The organism is Hyphobacterium sp. CCMP332 (genome assembly GCA_014323545.1).
Taxonomy (GTDB): Bacteria; Bacteroidota; Bacteroidia; order Cytophagales; family CCMP332; genus CCMP332.
In genome coordinates this window covers 681,178-706,174 of sequence record CP058647.1, presented here as the reverse complement: position 1 = coordinate 706,174, position 24,997 = coordinate 681,178, and the positions used below count along the sequence as shown (strand labels likewise).

The following is a 24,997-nucleotide window of genomic DNA, read 5'->3' as shown; positions in this document are numbered from 1 at the left end:
CTACTCTGACTTGAATTCAATCAATTTGTGATTTTTTTCAACATTCTCTCCGGTTTTCACAAGTACAGTTGCAATTTCACCATCAATCGGAGATTTAATAACATTTTCCATTTTCATAGCTTCAAGAATCAATATCGCCTGATCTTTTGCAACGGTGTCGCCCTCATTTACCATTACATTTAGAATTGATCCCGGCATTGGTGCTTTTATATCATTGACTTTTTTACTAGTCATATGTGCCATTCCAAGCTTTTCCAGTAAAATGTCGAATTTGTCTTTTAAAGCTACATCCAATAATTCTCCATTGATTCGGAACAATACTTTTTTGTTTTCTGTATCTATTGATAGGATTTCAGAAATAAAAGACTCGTTCTCGAATATTATATGAAATAGCTTGTCGTTGACTTTGTGTAAATCCCAATCAACTATTTTATCATCAATCAATAAATTTCCATCACTATCCTTATCGACCTTGTGCTGTTTTTTTCCGTTTATTGTGACCTGATTCATTGATCCGAATTTTGAGCCAAAGATATATGAAAATATCCAAATTGAAATTCTATAATTTAAAGACAAGTTTAGTCTTTTTAATTGCGATTCTAACGCTTATGGCTTCTTGTATGAAGAAATCCAAGCCAGAGATAAGTGCTCAAAAAGCGCTTGCCAAAAAAGTTGAACTTTTAGAGGAAAAACCCCTTCAAATCCAGGATCAAAAAATAGTTGATATCCTGCATACCGAGTTACAGCTTTCATTCGATTGGCAAAAACAGGAGGTTGGAGGATTAGCTGTTTTAACAATAAAGCCAAATGTTAAGGACATCAAAGAATTTTATCTCGATGCTAAAAGCATGGAAATATTAAACGTGTCCATAAAACCACTTGATAGATTTAATTGGCAATACAATTACAGAAATGACAGAATTTATTTTAAAGTAGATACAGCCTTAAATAAATATGATGTTCTTACAATTAACATAGCTTATCGCGCTAAGCCAAATCGCTTCTACGATTCACTTTCACCTGAAGACAAAGGTTTGTTTTTTGTAGATCCACTAGACACCATTCAGGGTATTTCACCTCAGATTTGGACACAGGGTGAGACCAGTTATAATTCTGTTTGGTTTCCGACTTTGGATCGACCCGATGAAAAATTTACTCAGGATATCTATCTTACTGTTGACACTTCGATGGTAACATTATCCAATGGAAAGTTAAAGGCAAAAACGTTTAATGAGAATGGTACAAGAACTGATCACTGGTCACAACAACTGCCTCATTCTGCATATTTGACAATGATAGCCGTAGGATCTTGGAAAATTCTTGAATTAAAATCTGAATCGGTTCCACTTTATGTTTACACAGAAAGGGAATATGAAAATTCCATGGATGATGTTTTTGCAAACACCTCAGAGATGATCAATTTCTATTCCTCGCTTTTTAATTATCCATTTCCCTGGGAAAAGTACGCTCAAATTCCGGTGCGCCAATTCATCACAGGTGCCATGGAAAATACAAGTGCATCTGTTTTCATGAGTAACTTATATGTTGATAAAAAAGAATTAACAGATGAAAATTTTGATTGGATTATATCCCACGAATTGGTTCATCAATGGTTTGGAGACCTGGTGACTTGCGAATCCTGGCCATATGTCAGTTTGAATGAATCATTTGCAAATTATGGAGAGTACTTATGGTCAGAATATAAATACGGTGAAGAAGCCGCTGCTTTAGTTCGCCTGGCTGAACTCGATGATTATTTTTCAGAGGCGCGCGACTACCGGGCACCTATTATTCGCCACAGATATGATTATGCGGGAGATTTATTTGACGCCCATTCCTATTCAAAAGGTGGTTTTGTAATCCATATGCTTCGAAAGGAATTGGGTGATGATTTATTTTTTGAAGGCATTAGTGTTTACCTGAAAAAATTTAAATACCAAAATGTGGAACTATCCGATTTGAGAAAGGTATTTGAAGACCTCTCAGGAAAAGACCTTCATTATTTTTTTGAACAGTGGTTTGAAAGACCTGGTCACCCGCAATTAAAAATAAAATATGAGGAAATGGAGCCGAATATTTTAGGCATAGAAATTAATCAAATTCAAAAAGAAGATGCTTTTAGAATACCCTTGAAATTGCGCTATTTATATCGGGATAGAATTCCTTTTGATACTGTGATTGTAATTAGCCAAAAAAGCACAAATTTCAAATTGGAATTGGAAGCATTGGGGGGCACATTAATAGCTGATCCGGATCACAATCTTTTGATTGAAGTTTCAATTAAAAAAACATACGATGAATTGGTTTTGCAATATTACAATAGCAATGATTTTCTAAATCGTTATGATGCTTTTATGCTCTTACGCGATAGCTTCCCGGAAAGAGTAAAAAGTACGGGAATATCACAGGTGTTTTTACTGGATAGCTCTTACACGATTCAGGAATTGACCTTGGATTTTATTGAAAGAGAATATGATATAATAGGTGCCGATACAAAAAGGCGGATTATAGAAATAGCTAAAACCTCAAACAAATCTTACGTAAGAGGAGCGGCTCTTGAAACCCTAATGTATATAGTTGAACCGGACACAATTTTTTATGAAGCTTTCCTTAAAGACTCTTCCTGGTATGTCAATGCTATAGCGCTCGATGCATTGATTGATATAAAAAAAGATAGTGCGGAAAAAATGGAAATTGTTCAGGCATTCGAAGAATCAAATAATCCGCATGTGTTAAATGTAGTGGCATCTTATTATGCTTCCTTATCCATAGATAAATCTGATTGGTTTAAAGAGAAGTTGAATATAATTTCAGATCAAAATAAATATGCCATATTAGGCTATTACGGTTTGGGAATGCTAAATGCTGACTCTGTTGAACAGCAACAGGCGCTTAACTTATTATACAATATTGCCACAAACGATAAGTATTCGTTCAACCGTGTAATGGCATATCAATCCTTGCTAGTTTATTTGGACAGACCTCTTGTGAAAAAACAGTTAATTGATATATTAAAAAAGGAGGATTCCGATGCTATCAGAAAGTGGTTTTCCAATATGTTATAAAAGTAAAAAAAGACTCTTTGTAAAAATATTATACAAAGTTTGAATAAATTAAAAAAGCATCTACTTTTGCATCTCCAAAAAAATTGGAGCGGCATTTTATATGCCAAAAAGTTCTTGAATTTGATGAGAGGGGGAGATACCAAAGCGGCCAACTGGGGCAGACTGTAAATCTGTTGTCTTACGACTTCGTAGGTTCGAATCCTGCTCTCCCCACTTTGATATCTATCTTGAGTTCAGCAATGAACATTATAAGCGGGAGTAGCTCAGCTGGTAGAGCGACAGCCTTCCAAGCTGTAGGTCGCGGGTTCGAACCTCGTCTCCCGCTCTTATAATTTTTAAAGCCGATGTAGCTCAGGGGTAGAGCGCATCCTTGGTAAGGATGAGGTCACGGGTTCAATTCCCGTCATTGGCTCTGCTGATAAAATAGGATTTAAGGAAAGTAAAACGTAATTTGTAAAATTTTTAATAATTAAAATTGAAATAAGAAATGGCTAAGGAAACATTTCAACGGGATAAGCCCCACGTTAACATAGGTACTATAGGACACGTGGATCATGGCAAAACAACATTAACAGCAGCAATCTCTAAAGTATTATCTGATAAAGGATTTGCTGAGAAAAAAGATTTTGATGCAATTGATAATGCTCCGGAAGAAAAGGAGAGAGGTATTACAATTAATACTTCGCACATTGAATATCAAACTGCAAACAGACACTATGCTCACGTAGACTGTCCGGGTCACGCTGACTATGTTAAAAACATGGTTACCGGAGCTGCACAGATGGACGGAGCAATTTTGGTTGTGGCTGCGACTGACGGTCCAATGCCTCAAACCAGAGAGCACATTCTTCTTGCCCGTCAGGTAGGTGTTCCGGCAATCGTTGTATTTATGAACAAAGTTGACCTTGTTGATGATGCGGAATTATTGGAATTAGTTGAGATGGAAATCAGAGAGCTTCTTAGCTTTTACGATTTTCCTGGCGATGACATACCTGTAATTCAAGGTTCGGCCTTAGGTGGTTTGAATGGCGAAGGCAAGTGGGTTGAAAAAATTGAAGAATTGATGAATGCTGTTGATGAATACATTCCAATTCCTGAAAGACTTGTTGACCTTGATTTCTTAATGCCTGTTGAGGATATTTTCTCAATTACTGGTAGAGGTACAGTTGCGACAGGAAGAATTGAAAGAGGTGTCATCAACTCTGGTGATTCTGTTGATATCATCGGAATGGGTGCTGAAAACTTGAAGTCTACAGTTACCGGAGTAGAGATGTTCCGTAAAATATTAGATAGAGGTGAAGCTGGTGATAATACCGGACTTCTACTTAGAGGTATAGAAAAAGAATCAATCAAGAGAGGAATGGTAATCTGTAAGCCGGGTTCTGTTACTCCTCACGATAAATTCAAAGCTGAGATCTATGTACTTAAAAAAGAAGAAGGTGGAAGACACACTCCATTCTTTAACAAGTATCGTCCTCAGTTTTACTTCAGAACTACTGACGTTACAGGAGAAATCATGCTACCTGATGGCGTTGAAATGGTAATGCCTGGTGATAACGTTACAATTACTGTTGAATTGATCAGTACTGTAGCGATGGAAAAAGGATTGCGTTTCGCTATCAGAGAAGGTGGTAGAACTGTAGGAGCCGGTCAGGTAACTGAAGTTTTAAACTAAGCCATTTTCACATAAATAATGCCTCCGCAAATAATTAGCGGAGGCATTTGTTTTTTTGATCCTACAGTCGTAATTTTGCAGTCCTTTTTTCTGCATACGGGTGTAGCTCAGCTGGTAGAGCAGTGGTCTCCAAAACCAAAGGTCGCGAGTTCGATTCTTGCCACCCGTGCTAAAAATGAGTAATGAATAAGATTAGAGCGTATATATTAGAGTCAGTAAACGAAATGAGATACAAGGTGTCTTGGCCAAAATATGGTGATCTTCAATCAAGTTCCATTCTGGTTTTGGTTGCATCCTTGATCTTCGCCTTAATTATTGGGGTAATGGATCTGGCTTTTGATAACGTGATGACCTGGTTTTACCGGGAATTTTAATTTTAGAATATGTCAGATTTGAATTGGTATGTAGTTAAGGCGATTTCTGGACAGGAAAAGAAAGTTAAAACTTACCTGGAGAATGAAATTGGCAGAGAAAATCTGACTGAAGTCATACCGCAAATTCTTATTCCTTCTGAGAAGGTTTATGAAATGAGGAATGGCAAGAAAAGAATCAGGGAGAAGAATTTCTTTCCTGGCTATGTTTTGGTTCAAATGGATCCATCGCATGGCGAAGTAATTCATGTTATTAAAGGAATACCCGGTGTATTGGGATTTCTGGGTAACGAAAAAGGAGCTTCCAAGGAACCTGTTCCATTGAGACAAACCGAAGTAAATAGAATACTTGGGAAAGTTGATGAAAGTGAAGAAATGGAAATGAAGTTGGATCAACCTTTTATAGTAGGTGAAGAGGTTAATGTAATGGATGGGCCGTTCAACGGTTTTACCGGAACTGTTCAGGAAGTTTTTGAAGATAAAAAGAAATTAAATGTAATGGTTAAGATTTTCGGGCGAAATACCCCAGTGGAACTTAACTATATGCAAGTCGAGAAAATAAAATAAGATGGCAAAGGAAGTAAGTGGCTTTTTAAAATTACAAGTCAGAGGTGGAGCAGCAAACCCATCTCCTCCGGTAGGACCTGCTTTAGGTGCTAAAGGAGTTAATATCATGGAGTTCTGCAAACAATTTAATGCAAGAACCGAGGATAAAAGAGGACAATTGCTACCCGTTGTAGTGACGGTTTATGTTGATAAATCCTTTGATTTTGTCATTAAAACACCTCCCGCTGCAACACTCTTGCTGGAGAAATCGAAGCAGAAGAAAGGCAGTCCTGAATCCAATAGAAAAAAGGTTGGTTCAGTAACATGGGATCAGGTGAAAGAAATCGCGGAAATTAAAATGCCGGATTTAAATGCTCATACAGTTGAGTCAGCAATGAAGCAAGTGGCAGGTACTGCCAGAAGCATGGGTTTAAATGTTAAAGGTAAAGCTCCTTGGGCTAACTAATATTATTAAAATGGGACTTTCTAAAAAAAGAAAAGAGGCTCTCTCTAAAGTAGATAAATTAAAAGAATACAGCATTTCAGAAGCTGCTTCTCTTTTAAAAGAGGTGAGTTATACATCATTTAACGCTTCGGTAGACATGGATATCAGGCTGGGAGTAGATCCGAAAAAAGCCGATCAAATGGTAAGAGGCGTAGCCACGTTACCTCATGGTACCGGTAAGGAGGTTAAAGTTTTAGTTCTTTGTACTCCAGATAAGGAAGAAGAAGCTAAAGCTGCCGGTGCGGATCATGTGGGCCTTGACGACATGATTAAAAAAATTGAAGGTGGATGGGTCGATTTTGACGTAGTTATCACCATGCCTGCAGTAATGGCAAAAGTTGGAAAACTGGGTCGTGTTCTTGGTCCAAGAGGTTTAATGCCGAATCCAAAGTCTGGAACTGTTACTCCTGATGTTGCAAAAGCTGTAACCGAGGTAAAAGCTGGTAAAATTGATTTCAAAGTAGATAAGTTTGGAATCATTCATATGAGCATTGGCAAAATGGATTTTAACGCAGATCAAATAGTTGATAATGCCAAAGAAATCATGGGCACCATTAATAAATTAAAACCCGCCTCATCAAAAGGAGAATACATCAGAAGTATTACTCTTTCGAGTACAATGAGTCCGGGCATTAAAATTGACCACAAAACATTAGCTTAAGGAATCATGACTAGGGAGGAAAAAGCACAAATTATAGACGATCTTAAAGTTAAGTTATCAGAAACAAACCATTTCTATTTTGCGGATGCTTCTGGTATGACTGTGGATCAAACCAATGAATTCAGAAGTCTTTGTCATAAGGCTGGCATTGAATACAAAGTGGTTAAAAATACGCTTATAAAAAAGGCACTTGAAGAAATAGAAGGTGATTATAGCGAACTGTATGATGTTCTGAAAGGATTTTCAGGGATTATGTTCTCTAAAGAGGTTGGAAATTTGCCCGCCAAAGTGATTAAAGATTATCGCAAAGGCAAGGGTGAAAAACCGAAATTGAAAGCAGCTTCAATTGAAAATGCTTTTTATATCGGTGAAGATCAATTAGAAGCATTAAGTAATCTGAAATCTAAAAATGAACTCATTGGAGAAATCATTAGTTTACTTCAATCACCAATGGCGAATGTTATGTCCGGTCTGCAGAGCGGCAAAAATAACATCGCAGGTATAGTAAAAACTTTATCAGAAAAAGAATCTTAAACAATAACGGAATAAATACTTTTTAAAATGGCAGACGTAAAAGCAATAGGGGATCAGCTTGTAGAATTAACAGTTAAAGAAGTTAATGAATTAGCTGACTATTTAAAAGAAACACATGGTATCGAACCGGCAGCAGCAGCCGCTCCAGTAATGGTAGCAGGTGGTGGAGCAGGTGAAGGCGCAGGAGCAGCTGAAGAAAAATCAGAATTCGACGTAATCCTTAAATCACCAGGTGGAGCTAAACTTCAAATTGTAAAATTAGTTAAAGAAGTAACTGGTTTAGGTTTGAAAGAAGCTAAGGAAATCGTTGACGGAGCGCCAAAAGCAGTAAAAGAAGGTGCACCTAAAGATGAAGCGGAAGCTTTAAAAGCAAAATTAGAAGAAGCAGGAGCAGAAGTAGAATTAAAATAAGAGCTCTCAAAGGAAATTTAGTCCATTGTAGGCCTGGCTTGCGTCAGGTCTTTTCCTGTTTGTACCTAGTAATAATTTTTCATTAAAAAACCCGAGCCTTGGCTAGTGTAGATAAAACAACCGGAAGAATTAATTTTTCTTCCACTCAATCATCAATAGAATATCCGGATTTTTTAGATGTCCAGTTAAAATCTTTCAGAGATTTTTTCCAGTTGGATACCAATCCGGAAAACAGATTGCAAGAAGGTCTTTACAAAGTATTTTGTGAGAACTTTCCTATCTCAGATTCCAGAGAAGTCTACGTATTGGAATTCATTGACTATGTCATTGACCCTCCAAAATACGACATCGATGAGTGTATCGATAGAGGACTAACATATGCTGTCCCTTTGAAAGCTAAACTAAGGCTTTCATGTAATGATGAGGAACACGAGGAATTTGAGACTATTGAACAAGAAGTATTTCTTGGTAATATTCCTTACATGACTCCCAAGGGATCTTTTGTGATCAACGGAGCTGAACGAGTAATCGTTTCTCAGTTACATAGATCTCCGGGTGTATTCTTTGCTCAGAGTAAACATACTAACGGAACCAAATTATATTCTGCCAGAATTATTCCATTTAAAGGTTCTTGGATAGAATTTGCTACAGACGTCAACAATGTCATGTACGCATACATCGACAGGAAAAAGAAATTTCCTGTCACTACTCTTTTAAGAGCTATCGGATACGGTTCAGATAAAGAAATACTTGAATTATTCGGTTTATCTGAAGAAGTCGAGGCGACAGCGAAAAATCTTAAGAAAATTATTGGCCGAAAACTAGCGGCGAGGGTTTTAAGAACCTGGACAGAGGATTTCGTGGACGAAGATACCGGTGAGGTAATCTCAATCGATAGGAATGAAGTTTTACTGGAAAGGGATTCCGCCATTGAGGCAGATGATATAGAGCTTATTGTAGAATCCGGTTCAAAATCTGTAATTCTTCATAAAGAAGATGTTAACATTGCCGATTACCAGATTATTTACAATACACTTCAAAAGGACAATTCAAACTCTGAGAAAGAGGCCGTTGAGCAAATTTATCGTCAGCTGAGAAATACCGAAGCACCAGACGAAGCTACGGCTCGTGAGGTAATTCAAAATCTTTTCTTCTCAGATAAACGATACGATTTGGGTGAAGTAGGTCGATATAGAATCAATAAGAAATTGGGTCTTGATATCGATTCTGAAGTGAAAGTTCTAACCAATCAGGATATTATTTTAATTGTAAAGTATCTTATTGGTTTAATTAATTCAAAAGCAGTGGTGGATGATATTGACCACCTGAGCAACAGACGTGTAAGAACTGTTGGAGAACAATTGTATTCTCAATTCGGAGTTGGACTGGCCAGAATGGCTCGTACTATTAAAGAGAGAATGAATGTTCGTGATAATGAGGAATTCAAACCTGTTGACCTTATTAATGCGAGAACGCTGTCATCGGTCATCAATTCATTCTTTGGAACAAATCAGCTATCTCAGTTCATGGATCAAACAAATCCTTTGGCTGAGATAACCCATAAAAGAAGAATGTCGGCTTTAGGACCCGGAGGACTTTCAAGAGAAAGAGCAGGATTCGAGGTTCGGGATGTTCATTATACTCACTATGGAAGGCTGTGTACCATTGAAACACCTGAAGGTCCGAATATTGGACTGATCTCTTCACTTTGTGTTCATGCCAAAGTGAATAACATGGGATTTATTGAAACACCGTATAGAGAGGTTAAAAAAGGAGTTGTAGATATCAACGGTGAGGTTAAATATCTTACAGCTGAAGAAGAAGATGATACCTTCATCGCTCAGGCAAACGCACCGGTAGATGCGAAAGGTAAATTTATAAATGACAAAGTAAAAGCACGACTTGAAGGTGATTTTCCTGTTATTGAGCCTGATAAAATTGCCTTAATGGACATTGCTCCAAACCAGATTGTATCTGTTGCCGCTTCTTTAATTCCATTTTTGGAACACGATGATGCCAACAGAGCACTTATGGGATCTAACATGCAACGTCAGGCAGTTCCACTTTTAATTCCTGAAGCTCCAATAGTGGGCACAGGAATGGAAGCAAGAGCAGCCCGTGATTCCAGAACCCTTATTAGAGCTGAAGGAGATGGAGAAGTAATTTTCGTTGATGCTAAAAAAATCACAATACGATATTCCTTAACTGCAGAGCAGGAATTGGTGAATTTTGAAGAAAACGAGAAGACATACAATCTTATCAAATTCAGAAGAACCAATCAGGACACTTGCGTAAGCCTTAAACCTATTGTCAAAAAAGGGCAGAAAATTAAGGAAGGCGATATTTTATGTGAAGGTTTCTCAACTGAAAACGGAGAGTTAGCCCTTGGTAAAAATATGCTCGTAGCCTTTATGCCTTGGCAGGGATATAACTTTGAAGATGCAATCGTAATTTCAGAAAGAGTTGTAAAAGACGATGTATTTACATCAGTTCATATTGAAGAATTTGAACTCGAAGTTCGTGATACCAAAAGGGGTGAAGAGGAATTAACCTCTGAAATTCCTAACGTAAGTGAAGAAGCCGTAGCTAATTTGGATGAGAACGGTATCATTCGTGTAGGTGCGGAGATTAAAGAAGGCGATATCCTTATCGGTAAAATAACACCGAAAGGGGAATCTGATCCGACTCCGGAAGAAAAATTACTTCGAGCAATCTTTGGAGATAAAGCCGGTGATGTTAAAGACGCTTCATTGAAAGCACCTCCTTCTCTAAAAGGAGTCGTGATTGACACCAAATTATTCTCTCGACCTAAAAGAGATAAAGATTCAAGAGTAAAAGCTAAAAAAGAAGTTGAAATCTTAAAGCAAAAATACGGCAATCAATTAACTGAACTCAAAGCAAGAGCGGTTAAGAAATTGGCAGAAATTCTTGCTGGTAAACCATCAAATGGTGTAAAACACAAATTTGGGGATGATATCATACCTAAGGGAACGAAATTTACTGAAAATAATATTCGTGAAAAGATCTTCCCTGAAAAGAATGTTTATCGGGACGAGAGTAATTACTCGGTACCGGAAGAAGCAAACCTACTCAGTGATTTGATTCACGAAAACTGGACAGATGATGAGAAATTGAACACTAAAGTTAAGCAACTGGTGAAGAATTTCACATTGGAGCGAAACAAGTTCATGGGATCATTTAAAAGAGAGCGATACACCTTAGAGGTAGGCGATGAATTGCCAACCGGTATTGTTAGCCTTGCCAAAGTGTATGTCGCTAAGAAAAGAAAACTGAAAGTAGGGGATAAAATGGCAGGTAGACACGGAAACAAAGGTGTCGTTGCAAGAATTGTGAGAGAAGAGGATATGCCATTCCTGGAAGACGGAACTCCGGTTGATATTGTGCTCAATCCATTGGGTGTGCCTTCCCGTATGAACCTCGGCCAGATTTATGAAACTGTTCTTGGATGGGCCGGGCTTAAAATGGGTAAAAAATATGCAACCCCAATTTTTGATGGTGCTACAGCCCAAGAAGTTGAAAATGAGCTAAAAGAAGCAGGATTGCCTGATTACGGAAGGGCTTATTTATACGATGGCTTAACTGGTGATCAATTTGATTTACCGGTAACTGTTGGTGTAATCTACATGTTGAAACTAGGTCACATGGTAGATGACAAAATGCACGCGAGATCAATTGGACCATACTCACTCATCACTCAACAGCCACTTGGAGGTAAAGCTCAGTTTGGTGGTCAGAGATTTGGTGAAATGGAGGTATGGGCACTTGAAGCATTTGGTGCTTCTAATGTTTTACAGGAAATGTTGACTGTAAAATCGGATGATGTGATTGGAAGAGCGAAAACTTACGAATCAATCGTAAAAGGCGAAAATACTCCAACACCAAATGTTCCCGAATCATTTAATGTACTTGTGCATGAATTAAGGGGATTAGCATTAGAGGTTACACTCGACTAATTATTTAAGATTTAAATTGTCATTATGGCTTTTAGAAGAAATAAGAAAATAAAAAGTGATTTTAATAAAATTACGATCAGTCTGGCTTCGCCGGAGTCTATCCTGGAAAGTTCTTACGGAGAAGTAACTCAGCCGGAAACCATAAATTACAGAACTTATAAACCGGAAATGGGAGGATTATTCTGTGAAAGAATTTTCGGGCCCGTAAAGGATTATGAGTGCCATTGCGGTAAATACAAGCGAATTCGATACAAAGGAATCATTTGTGACCGATGTGGAGTTGAGGTTACTGAAAAGAAAGTCAGAAGAGAAAGAATGGGACATATCGAATTGGTTGTTCCTGTTGCTCATATCTGGTATTTCAGGTCTTTGCCAAATAAAATAGGATACCTTTTAGGATTACCTACTAAAAAACTGGATCAGATCATATATTATGAAAGATATGTGGTAGTTCAGGCCGGTATTAAAGAAGAGGACGGAGTCAATTATTTGGATTTCTTAACAGAAGATGAGTATCTGGACATTCTGGATAAACTTCCAAGGGAAAATCAAAGTCTCGATGACAGCGATCCTAATAAATTTATCGCTGAAATGGGTGCAGATGCACTTGAAATGCTTTTGAGTAGACTGGACCTTGATAGCTTGTCTTATCAATTGCGTCATCAGGCTGCCAATGATACTTCACAACAAAGAAAAGCCGAAGCGCTTAAAAGACTTAAAGTTGTTGAAGCATTCAGAGAAGCAAGAACAAGAATCGAAAATCGTCCTGAATGGATGGTCATTAAAATGGTTCCCGTTATTCCACCAGAATTAAGGCCACTTGTGCCTTTGGATGGTGGAAGATTTGCCACTTCAGATTTAAATGATCTTTACAGAAGGGTTATTATTAGAAATAACCGTTTAAAAAGATTAATAGAAATAAAAGCGCCGGAAGTTATTCTTAGAAATGAAAAAAGAATGCTTCAGGAAGCAGTTGATTCACTTTTCGACAATTCAAGAAAAGTAAATGCAGTAAGAGCTGAAGGTAACAGAGCTTTGAAATCTTTAAGTGATATGCTTAAAGGGAAACAAGGTCGTTTCCGTCAAAACCTTTTAGGAAAAAGAGTTGATTATTCGGGTCGATCAGTAATCGTTGTAGGCCCACAACTGAAAATGCACGAATGTGGCCTTCCTAAAAATATGGCGGCTGAGCTTTTCAAACCTTTCGTGATTAGAAAATTAATCGAAAGAGGAATTGTAAAGACCGTAAAATCAGCGAAGAAAATTGTTGAAAGGAAGGATCCTGTAATTTGGGATATTCTTGAAAACGTATTGAAGGGACATCCTGTGATGCTTAACCGTGCACCAACTTTGCACCGATTGGGAATTCAGGCCTTTCAACCAAAACTAATAGAGGGTAAAGCTATTCAGTTACATCCATTGGTTTGTACTGCATTCAACGCTGACTTTGATGGTGACCAAATGGCAGTTCATGTACCTCTTGGACATGGCGCCGTATTGGAAGCGATGTTGCTAATGTTGGCCAGTCATAATATTTTAAATCCTGCCAATGGTGCACCTATTGCTGTCCCATCACAGGATATGGTATTGGGATTGTATTATTTGACGAAAGGAAGAAAGCATACAAAAGAATATCCAATAGACGGCGAAGGAATGACCTTCTACGGTCCTGAAGAAGTAATAATTGCCATTAACGAAGGGCGATTAAACAAGCATGCTCACATTAAAGTACGTACGAATGTAAGAAATGAAGCTGGTGAGCTTGAAACAAAATTAATTGAGACAGTTGCAGGAAGAGTTCTTTTCAACCAGTATGTACCTGAAGAAGTAGGGTTTATCGATGAGCTTTTGACAAAGAAAAAGCTGCAAAAAATCATTTCTTCTATTTACAAAACTTGTGGTGTATCAAGAACAGCAAACTTCCTGGATGACATCAAGGAATTAGGATTCCAAAATGCTTACAAAGGAGGATTGTCAATGGGACTATCTGAAATTATCATACCTTCTGTGAAAGAGGAATTGATAGTTAAAGCAAAAGAAGAGGTAGAAGCAGTTTCCCAGAATTATATGATGGGTCTGATTACTGATAATGAAAGATATAACCAGGTGATAGACATCTGGACCAGGATCAATTCTCAAATCACAAACACGCTGATGAAACAATTGGAAACTGATGAGCAGGGTTTCAATTGTATATATATGATGATGCACTCTGGAGCCAGAGGATCAAGAGAGCAGATTCGTCAGTTGGGTGGAATGAGAGGATTGATGGCCAAACCACAGAAAAACTTAGTTGGTAGTGTTGGTGGTATTATTGAAAACCCAATTATTTCGAATTTCAAAGAAGGTCTTGATGTAATTGAATATTTCATATCTACACATGGCGCAAGAAAAGGTCTGGCTGATACAGCATTGAAAACTGCTGATGCGGGATATTTGACAAGGAGATTGGTAGATGTATCTCAGGATGTTGTAATTACCGAGGCAGATTGTGGCACCTTAAGAGGTATCAGTACTTCCGCTTTAAAAGATAATGAAGAAGTAGTTGAGCCATTATCTGAAAGAATTTTGGGTAGAGTTGCCTTGAATGATATCATTGATCCTATTTCCGAAGAACTAATTCTAAAAGCGAATGAGGAAATTACCGAAGAAATAGCAGATAGAATTGACAACTCCGGTATTGAGACAGTGGAAATCAGATCGGCATTGACTTGTGATTCTAAAAAGGGAATCTGTGCTCAGTGCTACGGTAGAAATCTTGCCAGTGGAGATATGGCACAAAGAGGTGAGGCTGTTGGTGTTATTGCAGCTCAATCGATTGGTGAGCCAGGTACTCAGCTGACTTTACGTACGTTCCACGTTGGTGGTACAGCGTCAAATATTGCAACTGAAGCTTCAATCCATGCCAAGTTTGAAGGCGTTGTAGAATTCGAAGATTTAAAAACTGTTACCACAAAAGACAAAGATGATAACGATTCTGAAGTAGTTATGTCTAGAATGGGTGAGATAAAAATTATCGATCCTAAGTCTAAAAAGACCTTAATTACGAATCATGTACCTTATGGTGCTTTCTTAAAGGTTACGGAAAAACAGAAAGTTAAGAAAGGAGAGGAATTGTGTTATTGGGACCCTTACAATGCTGTTATTTTATCAGAATTTCCGGGAGAAATTGCCTATGAGTCAATTGAAGAAGGGATTACTTTTAGAGAAGAGTCTGATGAGCAAACAGGTCACAGAGAGAAAGTGATTGTTGACACCAAAGATAAAACCAAGAATCCTGCAATTATTGTTAGTGATTCTAAAGGGGAAAGCAAGGGATACAATATTCCTGTGGGTGCCCACATTAATGTGAACGAGCGTCAAAAAATTAAAGCTGGTCACATTCTTGCAAAAATTCCAAGATCTACAAGTAAAACAAGGGATATCACGGGTGGACTTCCAAGAGTAACTGAGTTATTTGAGGCTAGAAACCCTTCAAACCCGGCGGTGGTTAGTGAAATTGATGGTGTAGTTTCTTTTGGTGGTATCAAAAGGGGAAACAGAGAGATCTTTGTTGAGTCTAAGGATGAAGTGAAGAAAAAATACCTTGTGCCTTTGTCAAAACATATTCTTGTACAGGATAATGATTTTGTTAAAGCCGGGTATGCACTTTCGGATGGAGCAATAACACCGTCTGATATTTTATCCATTAAAGGGCCAACAGCTGTTCAGGAATATATCGTTAATGAAATTCAGGAAGTATACCGACTTCAGGGTGTAAAAATTAGCGATAAACATATTGAAGTTATCGTTCGTCAAATGATGCAGAAGCTTGAAATTATCGATTCAGGTGATACCAGCTTCCTCAAAGGACAGAATGTTAACAAATTTGCTTTCATGGAAGAAAATGATAACATCATTGAAATGAAAGTAGTTGAAGATCCGGGAGATTCTCAAAATTTGAAACAAGGTCAAATTGTTTCTTTGAGAAAACTCAGAGATGAGAACTCAAGTTTGAAGAGAAAAGATATGAAACCCGTAAAAGTAAGGGATGCAAAGCCTGCATTGGCAAGTCCTGCACTACAGGGAATCACTCAAGCTTCTTTGGGAACTGAAAGTTTCATTTCTGCAGCATCATTCCAGGAAACAACAAAAGTATTAAGCGAAGCTTCAATACGTGGAAAGGCTGATGATCTGCAAGGTCTTAAAGAAAATGTGATTGTTGGTCACAAGATACCTGCCGGTACAGGTTTTAGAGATTTTCAAGATGTAATTGTGGGTTCAGCAGATGATTATGATCTTCTTATGGAAGGGGAAAAAGAAGCTGAATTGAGCGATGAAAAAGTCTCTGAATAGTTATGGCTGATCAGCAAAAGAAAGAGAAAAATCAGATAAATATAGAGCTCTCCGACGAAATGGCGGAGGGCATCTATGTTAATTTAGCAATGATCGCTCATTCTTCGAGCGAATTTGTGATTGATTTTATTAAAATGATGCCGGGTACACCGAAAGCCAAGGTTAAATCTAGAATCGTAATCACACCCGAACACGCCAAAAGATTAATGCGTGCTTTAAATGATAATATTCGCAAATACGAAGAAAATTTTGGAGAGATCAAGCAGGCTGACGGTGAAATGAAGATTCCAATGAATTTTGGTGGACCAGTTGGTGAGGCCTGATCTCAATATTAATTCTAAAATCGATTGGTAAATATTAAGTTTTTAAATAGTTTTGCAGTCCAAAAATTTTGGCTGAAACAAAAATATTATTATAAATGCCTACAATTCAGCAACTTGTAAGAAAAGGAAGAAAGACTTTGATTTCAAAATCTAAGTCTCCGGCTTTGGATTCATGTCCTCAAAGAAGAGGGGTATGTACCAGAGTATATACAACTACACCTAAGAAGCCTAACTCTGCAATGAGAAAAGTAGCAAGGGTGAGGTTGACAAACGGTAAAGAAGTGAATGCTTATATCCCTGGTGAAGGACACAATCTTCAGGAACACTCTATTGTCTTAATCAGAGGTGGAAGAGTTAAGGATCTTCCGGGTGTGAGATATCACATTATCCGTGGTGCATTGGATACAGCGGGTGTAAACGGTAGGCTTCAGAGAAGATCAAAATACGGCGCAAAACGACCCAAAAAATAATTTCTAAAGGGAAATGAGAAAATTAAAACCAAAAGCAAGACCACTCCTTCCGGATCCTAAATTCAAAGATGAATTGGTCACTCAATTTGTAAACAACTTGATGTTGGGAGGCAAGAAAAATGTTTCATATGCAATTTTCTATGACGCTTGTGAACTAATTGAAGAAAGAACAGGTGAGAACGGATTGGAAACCTGGAAAAAAGCATTGAATAATATCATGCCTTCAGTTGAAGTGAAAAGCCGAAGAGTAGGAGGGGCCACATTCCAGGTGCCTATCGAGGTTCGACCTTCAAGAAAAGTAGCATTAGGGATGAAGTGGATGATAAAATTTGCAAGAGCCCGGAATGAAAAAACAATGACCGAAAGACTTGCAGGTGAAATTATTGCTGCTTCAAAAGGCGAAGGTTCTGCGGTGAAGAAAAAAGATGATACACATCGTATGGCTGAAGCAAACAAAGCATTTTCTCATTTTAGATTCTAATTAATAATGGCTAAAGTCGATTTAAAACATACGAGAAATATCGGTATCATGGCACACATTGATGCCGGAAAAACAACCACAACAGAAAGAGTACTGTATTATACCGGACTAACTCATAAAATTGGTGAAGTGCATGATGGTGCCGCTACCATGGACTGGATGGAGCAGGAGCAGGAAAGAGGAATTACGATTACCAGTGCTGCCACAACTACATTCTGGAAATACCCGACACAACAGGGACAAGCTACGGCTGAGACTGAGGACTATAAAGTAAATATTATTGACACTCCCGGCCACGTTGACTTTACAGTTGAAGTAGAGCGTTCTTTGCGTGTGCTTGATGGTGCTGTCGCACTATTCTGTGCAGTATCCGGAGTTGAACCACAATCTGAGACAGTCTGGCGTCAGGCCGATAAATATCGTGTTCCAAGAATCTGTTTTGTTAACAAAATGGATAGAGTAGGGGCTGATTTTTTCAATGTTGTTAAAGAAATTAAAGAGAAATTAGGTGCAAACCCGGTTCCTCTTCAGGTTCCAATAGGAGCAGAAGATTCGTTTAAAGGAGTTGTTGACCTGGTATTAAACAAGGCCGTCATCTGGAATGATGAAGATCTTGGAATGACCTATAAAGTAGTTGACATACCTGAAGACTTAAAAGAAGATGTTCTTCAATGGAGAACTGAATTAATTGAAAACGTGGCGCTTTACGATGAGGAACTCTTCATGAAATTTGATGAAGATCCCGATTCTATAACAGCTGAAGAAGTTATGGCAGCTGTGAGAAAAGCAGTAATTGACATGTCTTTTTCTCCGGTTCTTTGCGGATCGGCATTTAAAAACAAAGGAGTTCAGGCTTTATTGGATGCTGTTATTTCTTATTTGCCTTCTCCTATGGAATTACCTCCTGTAACAGGAACAAATCCGGATACAGAGCAGGAAGAAAAAAGAAAACCAGAAGCTAGCGAACCATTCTCTGCTTTGGCCTTTAAAATTATGACTGACCCTTTCGTAGGTAGACTCTGCTTTATGAGAGTTTATTCAGGAAGACTGGATGCAGGCTCATACGTTTTCAATAATAGGACTCAAAAGAAAGAAAGAATTTCAAGGCTAATGCAAATGCACTCCAACAAGCAAAATCCGATTGATTTTGTAGAAGCGGGAGATATTTGTGCAGCCGTTGGATTTAAGGACATTAAAACCGGTGATACTTTAAGTGACGAGAAAAAGAAAATCATTCTCGAAGAAATGTCATTCCCGGAGCCGGTAATTGGTTATGCTATCGAACCTAAAAAACAGGCAGATGTAGACAAACTCGGTGTAGCAATTTCAAAACTTGTTGAAGAAGATCCTACACTTGTAGTTGAGACCAATCACGAAACGGGGCAAACCGTACTTAAAGGTATGGGTGAACTTCACCTTGAAATTATCATCGACCGATTGAAGCGCGAATTTAAAGTTGAAATCAATCAGGGTGCTCCACAAGTTGCTTATAAAGAGGCATTGACTTCGAGTACAGAACATAAAGAAGTTTACAAGAAGCAAACAGGTGGTAGAGGTAAATTTGCAGATATCGTATTTGAAGTTGGTCCAGCGGATGACGAAAAGAAAGAAGGTTTGCAATTTGTCAACGAAATTGTAGGTGGTGCTATTCCTAGAGAATTTATTCCATCAGTAGAAAAAGGTTTTAAAGAAGCAATGAAGAATGGTATTCTTGCAGGATATCCAATTGATTCTTTGAAAGTGAGATTATACCACGGTTCTTTCCACGATGTGGATTCAGATGCATTGTCATTTGAAGTTGCAGCAAAACTTGGTTTTAAAGCAGCAGCAAAAAATTGTGGCCCGAGATTAATGGAGCCAATCATGGCTGTAGAAGTTGTTACCCCAGATGAGTTTACAGGATCTGTAACCGGAGACCTGAATAAGAGAAGGGGTATTATGAAAGGCATGGATTCAAAAGGTGGTGCTCAAATAATAAAAGGAGATGTTCCTCTTAGTGAATTATTTGGTTATGTAACAGATTTAAGAACGCTTACTTCAGGTCGAGCATCTGCATCTCTTACATTCTCACATTATGATTTCGTACCACAAAATATTGCAGAAGAAGTAATTGCATCCGAAAAAGGAGCTCTCGCTTAAATTTATAAACATGAATCAGAAAATCAGAATTAAGCTCAAATCATACGATCACAATTTGGTCGATAAATCTTCGGAGAAGATTGTAAGAGCGGTAAAGTCTACCGGAGCCGTAGTTAGTGGCCCGATTCCTTTGCCAACTGTAAAGGAGATTTTTACTGTTTTGAGATCGCCTCATGTAAACAAGGAGTCAAGAGAGCAATTTCAGCTTTGCACATATAAAAGACTTGTTGATATTTATTCAACTAGTACTAAAACTGTGGATGCACTAATGAAACTTGAGCTTCCAAGTGGAGTTGAGGTTGAAATAAAAGTATAAAATCATTGCATTTTCAAAAAGGAGAGGTCGGTTGCGAATCGGTCTCTCTTTTTTTTATGATGCCTTTTGAAATATTATTAAAAACGCTAACTTTGCAGTCCTTTTTGCGAAAAAGCCAATGGGCTAGTTAAAAGAATAAAGATAATGTCAGGAATAATTGGGAAAAAAATAGGGATGACAAGCATGTTCGAAGACGGTAAAAACGTTGCTTGTACGATAATAGAGGCCGGTCCTTGCGTGGTCACTCAGGTGCGAACCAAAGAGAAGGATGGCTATGAAGCTATACAACTTGCTTTTGGTGAGCGCAAAGAAAAAAATACACCCAATGCACTACTTGGGCATTTCAAAAAAGCCAAGACTACACCTAAAAGTAAGCTAGCAGAATTTTTACCAGAGAATGAATGGAATTTAGGTGATGAAGTGACCCCTGATAAGGTCTTTGAAGAAGGAGAATTTGTTGATGTTGTTGGTATTTCCAAGGGAAAGGGATTTCAAGGCGTAGTTAAAAGACATGGTTTTGGCGGTGTAGGACAATCTACCCACGGTCAACACAACAGAATGAGGGCACCTGGTTCAATTGGTGGAGCTTCTTATCCGGCCAGAGTTTTTAAAGGTCTTAGAATGGCTGGTCGAATGGGTAATGACAGAACAAAAATTCAAAACCTAAGAGTATTAAAAATAATGCCCGAGAAAAATTTGATGGTCCTCAGTGGATCAATTCCGGGGGCAAATAATTCATTCGTAATTATTGAGAAATAAGATGAAATTACCAATCTACAATATCGAAGGTAAAGAAACAGGTAAACAGGCAGAACTGGCTAAGGAAGTATTTCAGATTGAGCCAAATGAGCATGTAGTCTATCTTGCCGTTAAAAATTATCTGAATAACCAGAGACAAGGAACGGCAAAATCGAAAGAAAGAGCTGAAATTACCGGATCAACTAGAAAACTAAAACGTCAAAAAGGTACAGGTACGGCTCGCCAGGGTAGCATCAAATCACCAATTCTTAAAGGTGGGGGTACTGTATTCGGTCCAAGGCCAAGGAACTATGGTTTTAAGCTTAATAAAAAAGAAAGAATTTTAGCGAGAAAGTCTGTATTGAGCCAAAAAGCAAAAGATAAGGGTATTACAATCCTCGAAGACTTTACTCTCAAGCAACCAAAAACCAAGGATTTTATTACTATCCTTAATAATCTTGGTAAATCAGATTCTAAGTCACTGATAATTACTGAGAAGAGTGATTCAAATCTTTACAAATCATCAAGAAATATTCCTAATACAAAAGTAATCCCCGCATCTGAGGTGACTACTTATACCTTGATGAATTGTAATTCATTGATTTTTACAGAATCAGGTCTTAAGGCGATAGCTGAAAATATTAATTAAGATGAGCGTATTAAAGAAACCTATAGTAACCGAAAAAATGACCGATTTAAACGAGAAAGACAAATACGCTTTCGTCGTTGATAAAAAGGCAAATAAGGTTGAAATAAAGAGAGCAGTAGAGCAAATGTATGGCGTTAATGTTATAAAGGTTAATACCATCCTCGCTTCCAGCAAACCTAAGACAAGATATACTAAATCGCAGATTATTTCAGGAAGAACTCCTTCTTACAAGAAAGCGATCGTCACTGTCGCAGAAGGTGAGATAATTGATTTTTACAGCGAAATCTAATAAGAAATGGCAGTTAAGAAATTAAGACCAAATACACCAGGACAAAGACATAGACTAGCGCCATCTTTTGATGAGCTAACTGACAATAGGAATACGCCTGTTAAATCATTGACCAATGGTAAATTTTCTAAAGGTGGAAGAAATAACCAAGGGAGAATGACTGTCAGAAATGTTGGTGGTGGTCATAAAAGAAAATACAGAGAGATTGATTTCAAAAGGGATAAGTTTGATATTCCGGCAACAGTAAAATCAATCGAATACGATCCAAATAGAACAGCAAGAATTGCATTGTTGAATTATAAGGATGGTGAGAAAAGATATATAATTGCGCCTAACGGTTTGAAAGTTGGAGCGGTCATTCTTTCTGGAGAGCTATGTCCTCCTGAGTTGGGAAATTCATTGCCTTTATCTAAAATTCCTGTAGGTACGATAATTCACAATGTTGAATTAAAACCCGGGAAAGGTGCAAGCATGGCAAGAAGTGCTGGATCTTATGCACAGCTTGTTGCCAGAGAAGGAAAATATGCAACCATTAAATTACCTTCCGGGGAAATGAGGATGGTATTGGTTAATTGTTATGCAACCGTTGGTGTAGTGTCTAATGGTGAGCATATGAATGCGAAAGCTGGAAAAGCAGGACGCAACAGATGGTTAGGTAAAAGACCTCGTACAAGAGGAGTTGCCATGAACCCGGTTGATCACCCAATGGGTGGTGGTGAAGGTAAAGCTTCAGGAGGACATCCGAGATCGAGAAATGGTTTGTATGCTAAAGGTTTAAAAACAAGAAAACCTTCAAAGTACTCTGATAGATTAATAGTTTCTAAAAGAAAATAATTAATGGCAAGATCATTAAAAAAAGGACCCTATATAGATTTCAGGGTAGAGAAGAAAGTTGAAGCAATGAATGAGTCTGGTAAAAAGTCTGTAATTAAGACTTGGTCGAGACGTTCTATGATTTCTCCGGATTTCGTAGGTCATACATTTGCGGTACACAATGGAAATAAATTTATACCGGTGTATGTAACTGAAAACATGGTAGGACATAAAATGGGCGAATTTGCCCCAACCAGAAATTTCAGAGGACATGCAGGTAAAAAAGATAAAGCAAAAAGATAAATGGAGGCAGTAGCAAAATTACGAAACTTCCCTATCGCACCTCGTAAAATGAGGATGATAGCAGACCTTATCAGAGGTCAGAAGGTAAATTATGCCTTAGGTGTTCTTCAGTTTGACTCAAAAGCAGGATCTCCATATATGGAAAAACTTTTGCTTTCTGCTATCTCAAACTGGTCCAACAAATATGAGGATATGGATGTCGAAGAGGCTGATTTATACATCAAAGAAATTTTTGTTGACGGTGCGAGAATGCTTAAAAGAATTCAACCGGCACCTCAGGGAAGAGCTCACAGAATTAGAAAAAGATCCAGTCATATTACTATTAAACTGGAACCTAGTGTAGCTGTAGCGGAAGAGGTGGAAATAGAAGAAGCCGATCAAAAAGAAAAAAAAGAAACTAAGAAATAATGGGACAGAAAGTTAATCCGGTAGCATTTCGATTAGGGCTTGTAAGAGGTTGGGAATCCAACTGGTATGGTGGTAAAAGCTTTGCCAGTAAATTGGTTGAAGATGAGAAAATCCGTGAGTATATTTTAGCCAGAATTCCTAAAGGCGGTATTTCAAAAATAATTATAGAAAGAACGATTAAAAGAATCACGATAACTGTTCACACAGCCAGACCCGGAGTAGTTATTGGTAAAGGTGGAGCGGAAGTTGACAGGCTTAAGGAAGAATTAAAAAAAATCTCAGGTAAGGATGTTCAGATTAACATTTTTGAGATTAAAAGGCCAGAGCTTGATGCCAAATTAGTTGGAGACGGTATAGCACAACAACTAAAAGGAAGAATTTCACATAGAAGAGCGATGAAACAGGCAATTGCATCTGCAATGCGTGTTGGAGCAGAAGGAATTAAAATAAAAGTTGCAGGACGTTTGGGTGGTGCTGAAATGGCAAGAACCGAAATGTATAAAGAAGGTAGAACTCCATTACATACATTAAGAGCTGATATTGATTATGCAGTTTCCGAAGCAGAAACGGTATATGGTAAAATCGGAATTAAAGTATGGATTTTTAAAGGAGAAATCTATGGCAAACGCGATCTTTCTCCAAACGTTGGTATGGGTAGTACTCAAAGCGGCGGAGGTGGTGGAAGACCAGGTAAAAGAGAATCTAAAAGAAGAAAAAAATAAAATCGGTAAAAGATGTTACAACCGAAACGAACCAAGTTTAGAAAAAAGCAGAAAGGCAGAGTTAAAGGTATTGCCGGAAGAGGATTTACATTGGCATTTGGTGCCTTTGGTCTTAAATCCCTTGAACCGGGATTTATCACTAGTCGCCAGATAGAAGCAGCCAGGATATCCATAACCAGATATCTAAAAAGAGAAGGTCAGGTCTGGATTAGAATTTTTCCTGATAAGCCTATAACAAAAAAGCCTGCTGAAGTTCGAATGGGAAAAGGTAAAGGTGCACCAGAATATTGGGTCGCTGTAGTAAAACCTGGAACTATCATGTTTGAAATTGGTGGAGTTGGCCAGGAATTGGCTCAGGAAGCAATGCGTCTTGGCGCTCAAAAGCTTCCGGTTAAAACAAAATTTGTCGTACGTAGAGATCATATACCTCAATAAAGATGGACGCAAAAGATATAAAAGGAATGACAGTAGAAGAGATCAATGAGATGATCGCTGGAGAACAAGGTATGCTTCAAAAGTTGAAATTTTCTCATGCAATTTCTCCTATTGAGAATCCAATGAAAATTCGTCAAACCAGAAGGATTTTGGCCAGACTGAAAACTGAATTACACGCAAGAGAACTTGCTGAAATAAATGGCAATGGAAAGAAATCTTAGAAAAGAAAGAGTAGGTAAAGTAGTAAGCGACAAAATGGAGAAATCCATTGTCGTTGAAGTAGAAAGAAAAATTAAGCACCCGATCTACGGTAAGTTCGTTAAGAAAAGTAAAAAATTTACTGCTCACGATGAGAAAAACGACTGTAAGCCAGGGGATACGGTGCGAATTGCTGAGACTCGGCCTTTGAGCAAAACAAAAAGGTGGAGAATGGTTGAAATTATAGAAAGAGCAAAATAATGGTACAACAAGAGAGTAGATTAGCGGTTGCTGATAATAGCGGAGCAAAAGAAGTGCTCTGCATTCGTGTTTTAGGTGGTACTAAAAAAAGATATGCTTCTGTTGGCGATCAAATAGTTGTTACCGTCAAAAATGCACTTTCCTCAAGTTCAATGAAAAAAGGAACTGTCTCCCGTGCCGTTGTGGTGAGAACCAAAAAAGAAGTTAGAAGATCTGATGGTTCTTATATCAGATTCGAGGAGAATGCTGCGGTTTTAATTACCAATTTGAACGAGCCAAGAGGTACAAGGATTTTTGGACCTGTGGCAAGAGAGTTGAGGGAAAAGCAATTTATGAAAATAGTTTCGTTGGCTCCTGAAGTCGTATAAAGATATT

27 protein-coding genes and 4 tRNA genes are annotated in these 24,997 nt (G+C 38.0%); 30 read left to right on the top strand and 1 reads right to left on the bottom strand.

What is annotated here, in order from left to right:
• Positions 1-510, bottom strand: coding sequence for an acetyl-CoA carboxylase biotin carboxyl carrier protein subunit (locus tag HZR84_03035; protein ID QNL20958.1), 510 nt, complete (start codon positions 508-510; stop codon positions 1-3).
• Positions 511-620: 110 nt separating this feature from the next.
• Here HZR84_03035 and HZR84_03030 point away from each other — a divergent pair, with 110 nt between their 5' ends.
• The 30 genes from HZR84_03030 (at position 621) to rplN (ending at position 24,990) form a co-directional block, all read left to right on the top strand.
• A complete protein-coding gene (locus HZR84_03030) occupies positions 621-3,065 on the top strand; it encodes a M1 family metallopeptidase (protein QNL20957.1) in 2,445 nt (814 codons plus the stop codon).
• Positions 3,066-3,195: 130 nt separating this feature from the next.
• A tRNA-Tyr gene (locus HZR84_03025) sits at positions 3,196-3,278 on the top strand.
• A 39-nt stretch (positions 3,279-3,317) separates the two neighbouring features.
• Positions 3,318-3,390, top strand: a tRNA-Gly gene (locus tag HZR84_03020).
• A gap of 15 nt (positions 3,391-3,405) precedes the next feature.
• Positions 3,406-3,477: transfer RNA gene (locus HZR84_03015), tRNA-Thr, on the top strand.
• A gap of 75 nt (positions 3,478-3,552) precedes the next feature.
• Positions 3,553-4,740 carry an elongation factor Tu gene (gene tuf, locus HZR84_03010; protein QNL20956.1) on the top strand — a complete coding sequence of 396 codons (1,188 nt, stop codon included), beginning with the start codon at positions 3,553-3,555 and terminating at the stop codon, positions 4,738-4,740.
• A 96-nt stretch (positions 4,741-4,836) separates the two neighbouring features.
• Positions 4,837-4,909: transfer RNA gene (locus tag HZR84_03005), tRNA-Trp, on the top strand.
• 13 nt (positions 4,910-4,922) lie between these two features.
• Positions 4,923-5,114 carry a preprotein translocase subunit SecE gene (secE, locus tag HZR84_03000; protein QNL20955.1) on the top strand — a complete coding sequence of 64 codons (192 nt, stop codon included), beginning with the start codon at positions 4,923-4,925 and terminating at the stop codon, positions 5,112-5,114.
• A gap of 9 nt (positions 5,115-5,123) precedes the next feature.
• The gene (gene nusG, locus HZR84_02995) at positions 5,124-5,678 is read left to right on the top strand and encodes a transcription termination/antitermination factor NusG (GenBank protein QNL20954.1); all 555 of its coding nucleotides are present in this window, start codon (positions 5,124-5,126) and stop codon (positions 5,676-5,678) included.
• A 1-nt stretch (position 5,679) separates the two neighbouring features.
• Complete coding sequence (gene rplK / locus HZR84_02990) at positions 5,680-6,123, top strand: 50S ribosomal protein L11 (protein ID QNL20953.1); 444 nt, start codon at positions 5,680-5,682, stop codon at positions 6,121-6,123.
• A 10-nt stretch (positions 6,124-6,133) separates the two neighbouring features.
• Positions 6,134-6,823: a 50S ribosomal protein L1 gene (locus tag HZR84_02985; protein QNL20952.1), complete on the top strand. Its 690-nt coding sequence runs from the start codon at positions 6,134-6,136 to the stop codon at positions 6,821-6,823.
• 6 nt (positions 6,824-6,829) lie between these two features.
• Complete coding sequence (locus HZR84_02980) at positions 6,830-7,357, top strand: 50S ribosomal protein L10 (protein ID QNL20951.1); 528 nt, start codon at positions 6,830-6,832, stop codon at positions 7,355-7,357.
• Positions 7,358-7,384: 27 nt separating this feature from the next.
• On the top strand, positions 7,385-7,768 hold the full coding sequence (gene rplL, locus HZR84_02975; protein QNL20950.1) for a 50S ribosomal protein L7/L12: 384 nt from the start codon (positions 7,385-7,387) through the stop codon (positions 7,766-7,768).
• Positions 7,769-7,866: 98 nt separating this feature from the next.
• A complete protein-coding gene (gene rpoB, locus HZR84_02970) occupies positions 7,867-11,742 on the top strand; it encodes a DNA-directed RNA polymerase subunit beta (protein QNL20949.1) in 3,876 nt (1,291 codons plus the stop codon).
• A 24-nt stretch (positions 11,743-11,766) separates the two neighbouring features.
• Positions 11,767-16,077 carry a DNA-directed RNA polymerase subunit beta' gene (rpoC, locus tag HZR84_02965; GenBank protein QNL20948.1) on the top strand — a complete coding sequence of 1,437 codons (4,311 nt, stop codon included), beginning with the start codon at positions 11,767-11,769 and terminating at the stop codon, positions 16,075-16,077.
• A 2-nt stretch (positions 16,078-16,079) separates the two neighbouring features.
• Positions 16,080-16,400 carry a DUF3467 domain-containing protein gene (locus tag HZR84_02960; GenBank protein ID QNL20947.1) on the top strand — a complete coding sequence of 107 codons (321 nt, stop codon included), beginning with the start codon at positions 16,080-16,082 and terminating at the stop codon, positions 16,398-16,400.
• A 95-nt stretch (positions 16,401-16,495) separates the two neighbouring features.
• Positions 16,496-16,870: a 30S ribosomal protein S12 gene (locus HZR84_02955; GenBank protein ID QNL20946.1), complete on the top strand. Its 375-nt coding sequence runs from the start codon at positions 16,496-16,498 to the stop codon at positions 16,868-16,870.
• Between the two features lie 13 nt (positions 16,871-16,883).
• Complete coding sequence (gene rpsG / locus HZR84_02950) at positions 16,884-17,351, top strand: 30S ribosomal protein S7 (GenBank protein ID QNL20945.1); 468 nt, start codon at positions 16,884-16,886, stop codon at positions 17,349-17,351.
• Between the two features lie 6 nt (positions 17,352-17,357).
• Positions 17,358-19,490 carry an elongation factor G gene (gene fusA, locus HZR84_02945; protein QNL20944.1) on the top strand — a complete coding sequence of 711 codons (2,133 nt, stop codon included), beginning with the start codon at positions 17,358-17,360 and terminating at the stop codon, positions 19,488-19,490.
• Positions 19,491-19,500: 10 nt separating this feature from the next.
• Positions 19,501-19,806 (top strand): 30S ribosomal protein S10, encoded by a 306-nt coding sequence (gene rpsJ, locus HZR84_02940; protein ID QNL20943.1) that lies wholly within the window; start codon positions 19,501-19,503, stop codon positions 19,804-19,806.
• 144 nt (positions 19,807-19,950) lie between these two features.
• Positions 19,951-20,565 carry a 50S ribosomal protein L3 gene (gene rplC / locus HZR84_02935; GenBank protein QNL20942.1) on the top strand — a complete coding sequence of 205 codons (615 nt, stop codon included), beginning with the start codon at positions 19,951-19,953 and terminating at the stop codon, positions 20,563-20,565.
• Between the two features lies 1 nt (position 20,566).
• Positions 20,567-21,193, top strand: coding sequence for a 50S ribosomal protein L4 (rplD, locus tag HZR84_02930; GenBank protein ID QNL20941.1), 627 nt, complete (start codon positions 20,567-20,569; stop codon positions 21,191-21,193).
• Between the two features lies 1 nt (position 21,194).
• On the top strand, positions 21,195-21,482 hold the full coding sequence (rplW, locus tag HZR84_02925; GenBank protein QNL20940.1) for a 50S ribosomal protein L23: 288 nt from the start codon (positions 21,195-21,197) through the stop codon (positions 21,480-21,482).
• A 6-nt stretch (positions 21,483-21,488) separates the two neighbouring features.
• The gene (rplB, locus tag HZR84_02920) at positions 21,489-22,316 is read left to right on the top strand and encodes a 50S ribosomal protein L2 (protein ID QNL20939.1); all 828 of its coding nucleotides are present in this window, start codon (positions 21,489-21,491) and stop codon (positions 22,314-22,316) included.
• A gap of 3 nt (positions 22,317-22,319) precedes the next feature.
• A complete protein-coding gene (gene rpsS / locus HZR84_02915; GenBank protein QNL20938.1) occupies positions 22,320-22,598 on the top strand; it encodes a 30S ribosomal protein S19 in 279 nt (92 codons plus the stop codon).
• Positions 22,599-23,006, top strand: a complete 408-nt coding sequence (gene rplV, locus HZR84_02910) for a 50S ribosomal protein L22 (protein QNL20937.1) — start codon at positions 22,599-22,601, stop codon at positions 23,004-23,006.
• A complete protein-coding gene (gene rpsC, locus HZR84_02905; GenBank protein QNL20936.1) occupies positions 23,006-23,728 on the top strand; it encodes a 30S ribosomal protein S3 in 723 nt (240 codons plus the stop codon). The genes rplV and rpsC overlap by 1 nt, the downstream gene beginning before the upstream one ends.
• Before the next feature lie 12 nt (positions 23,729-23,740).
• On the top strand, positions 23,741-24,163 hold the full coding sequence (gene rplP, locus HZR84_02900) for a 50S ribosomal protein L16 (GenBank protein ID QNL20935.1): 423 nt from the start codon (positions 23,741-23,743) through the stop codon (positions 24,161-24,163).
• A 2-nt stretch (positions 24,164-24,165) separates the two neighbouring features.
• Positions 24,166-24,384: a 50S ribosomal protein L29 gene (gene rpmC / locus HZR84_02895; protein QNL20934.1), complete on the top strand. Its 219-nt coding sequence runs from the start codon at positions 24,166-24,168 to the stop codon at positions 24,382-24,384.
• Positions 24,362-24,622, top strand: a complete 261-nt coding sequence (gene rpsQ / locus HZR84_02890; protein ID QNL20933.1) for a 30S ribosomal protein S17 — start codon at positions 24,362-24,364, stop codon at positions 24,620-24,622. The genes rpmC and rpsQ overlap by 23 nt, the downstream gene beginning before the upstream one ends.
• Positions 24,622-24,990 carry a 50S ribosomal protein L14 gene (rplN, locus tag HZR84_02885; protein QNL20932.1) on the top strand — a complete coding sequence of 123 codons (369 nt, stop codon included), beginning with the start codon at positions 24,622-24,624 and terminating at the stop codon, positions 24,988-24,990. Before rpsQ ends, rplN begins: the two co-directional genes overlap by 1 nt.
• Positions 24,991-24,997 lie beyond the last annotated feature (7 nt).

Coding starts and splice junctions, on each gene's coding strand:
- HZR84_03035 (QNL20958.1), bottom strand. CDS start 510: ATGAATCAGGTCACAATAAACGGAAAAAAACAGCACAAGGTCGATAAG.
- HZR84_03030 (QNL20957.1), top strand. CDS start 621: ATGAAGAAATCCAAGCCAGAGATAAGTGCTCAAAAAGCGCTTGCCAAA.
- tuf (QNL20956.1), top strand. CDS start 3,553: ATGGCTAAGGAAACATTTCAACGGGATAAGCCCCACGTTAACATAGGT.
- secE (QNL20955.1), top strand. CDS start 4,923: ATGAATAAGATTAGAGCGTATATATTAGAGTCAGTAAACGAAATGAGA.
- nusG (QNL20954.1), top strand. CDS start 5,124: ATGTCAGATTTGAATTGGTATGTAGTTAAGGCGATTTCTGGACAGGAA.
- rplK (QNL20953.1), top strand. CDS start 5,680: ATGGCAAAGGAAGTAAGTGGCTTTTTAAAATTACAAGTCAGAGGTGGA.
- HZR84_02985 (QNL20952.1), top strand. CDS start 6,134: ATGGGACTTTCTAAAAAAAGAAAAGAGGCTCTCTCTAAAGTAGATAAA.
- HZR84_02980 (QNL20951.1), top strand. CDS start 6,830: ATGACTAGGGAGGAAAAAGCACAAATTATAGACGATCTTAAAGTTAAG.
- rplL (QNL20950.1), top strand. CDS start 7,385: ATGGCAGACGTAAAAGCAATAGGGGATCAGCTTGTAGAATTAACAGTT.
- rpoC (QNL20948.1), top strand. CDS start 11,767: ATGGCTTTTAGAAGAAATAAGAAAATAAAAAGTGATTTTAATAAAATT.
- HZR84_02960 (QNL20947.1), top strand. CDS start 16,080: ATGGCTGATCAGCAAAAGAAAGAGAAAAATCAGATAAATATAGAGCTC.
- HZR84_02955 (QNL20946.1), top strand. CDS start 16,496: ATGCCTACAATTCAGCAACTTGTAAGAAAAGGAAGAAAGACTTTGATT.
- rpsG (QNL20945.1), top strand. CDS start 16,884: ATGAGAAAATTAAAACCAAAAGCAAGACCACTCCTTCCGGATCCTAAA.
- fusA (QNL20944.1), top strand. CDS start 17,358: ATGGCTAAAGTCGATTTAAAACATACGAGAAATATCGGTATCATGGCA.
- rpsJ (QNL20943.1), top strand. CDS start 19,501: ATGAATCAGAAAATCAGAATTAAGCTCAAATCATACGATCACAATTTG.
- rplC (QNL20942.1), top strand. CDS start 19,951: ATGTCAGGAATAATTGGGAAAAAAATAGGGATGACAAGCATGTTCGAA.
- rplD (QNL20941.1), top strand. CDS start 20,567: ATGAAATTACCAATCTACAATATCGAAGGTAAAGAAACAGGTAAACAG.
- rplW (QNL20940.1), top strand. CDS start 21,195: ATGAGCGTATTAAAGAAACCTATAGTAACCGAAAAAATGACCGATTTA.
- rplB (QNL20939.1), top strand. CDS start 21,489: ATGGCAGTTAAGAAATTAAGACCAAATACACCAGGACAAAGACATAGA.
- rpsS (QNL20938.1), top strand. CDS start 22,320: ATGGCAAGATCATTAAAAAAAGGACCCTATATAGATTTCAGGGTAGAG.
- rplV (QNL20937.1), top strand. CDS start 22,599: ATGGAGGCAGTAGCAAAATTACGAAACTTCCCTATCGCACCTCGTAAA.
- rpsC (QNL20936.1), top strand. CDS start 23,006: ATGGGACAGAAAGTTAATCCGGTAGCATTTCGATTAGGGCTTGTAAGA.
- rplP (QNL20935.1), top strand. CDS start 23,741: ATGTTACAACCGAAACGAACCAAGTTTAGAAAAAAGCAGAAAGGCAGA.
- rpmC (QNL20934.1), top strand. CDS start 24,166: ATGGACGCAAAAGATATAAAAGGAATGACAGTAGAAGAGATCAATGAG.
- rpsQ (QNL20933.1), top strand. CDS start 24,362: ATGGCAATGGAAAGAAATCTTAGAAAAGAAAGAGTAGGTAAAGTAGTA.
- rplN (QNL20932.1), top strand. CDS start 24,622: ATGGTACAACAAGAGAGTAGATTAGCGGTTGCTGATAATAGCGGAGCA.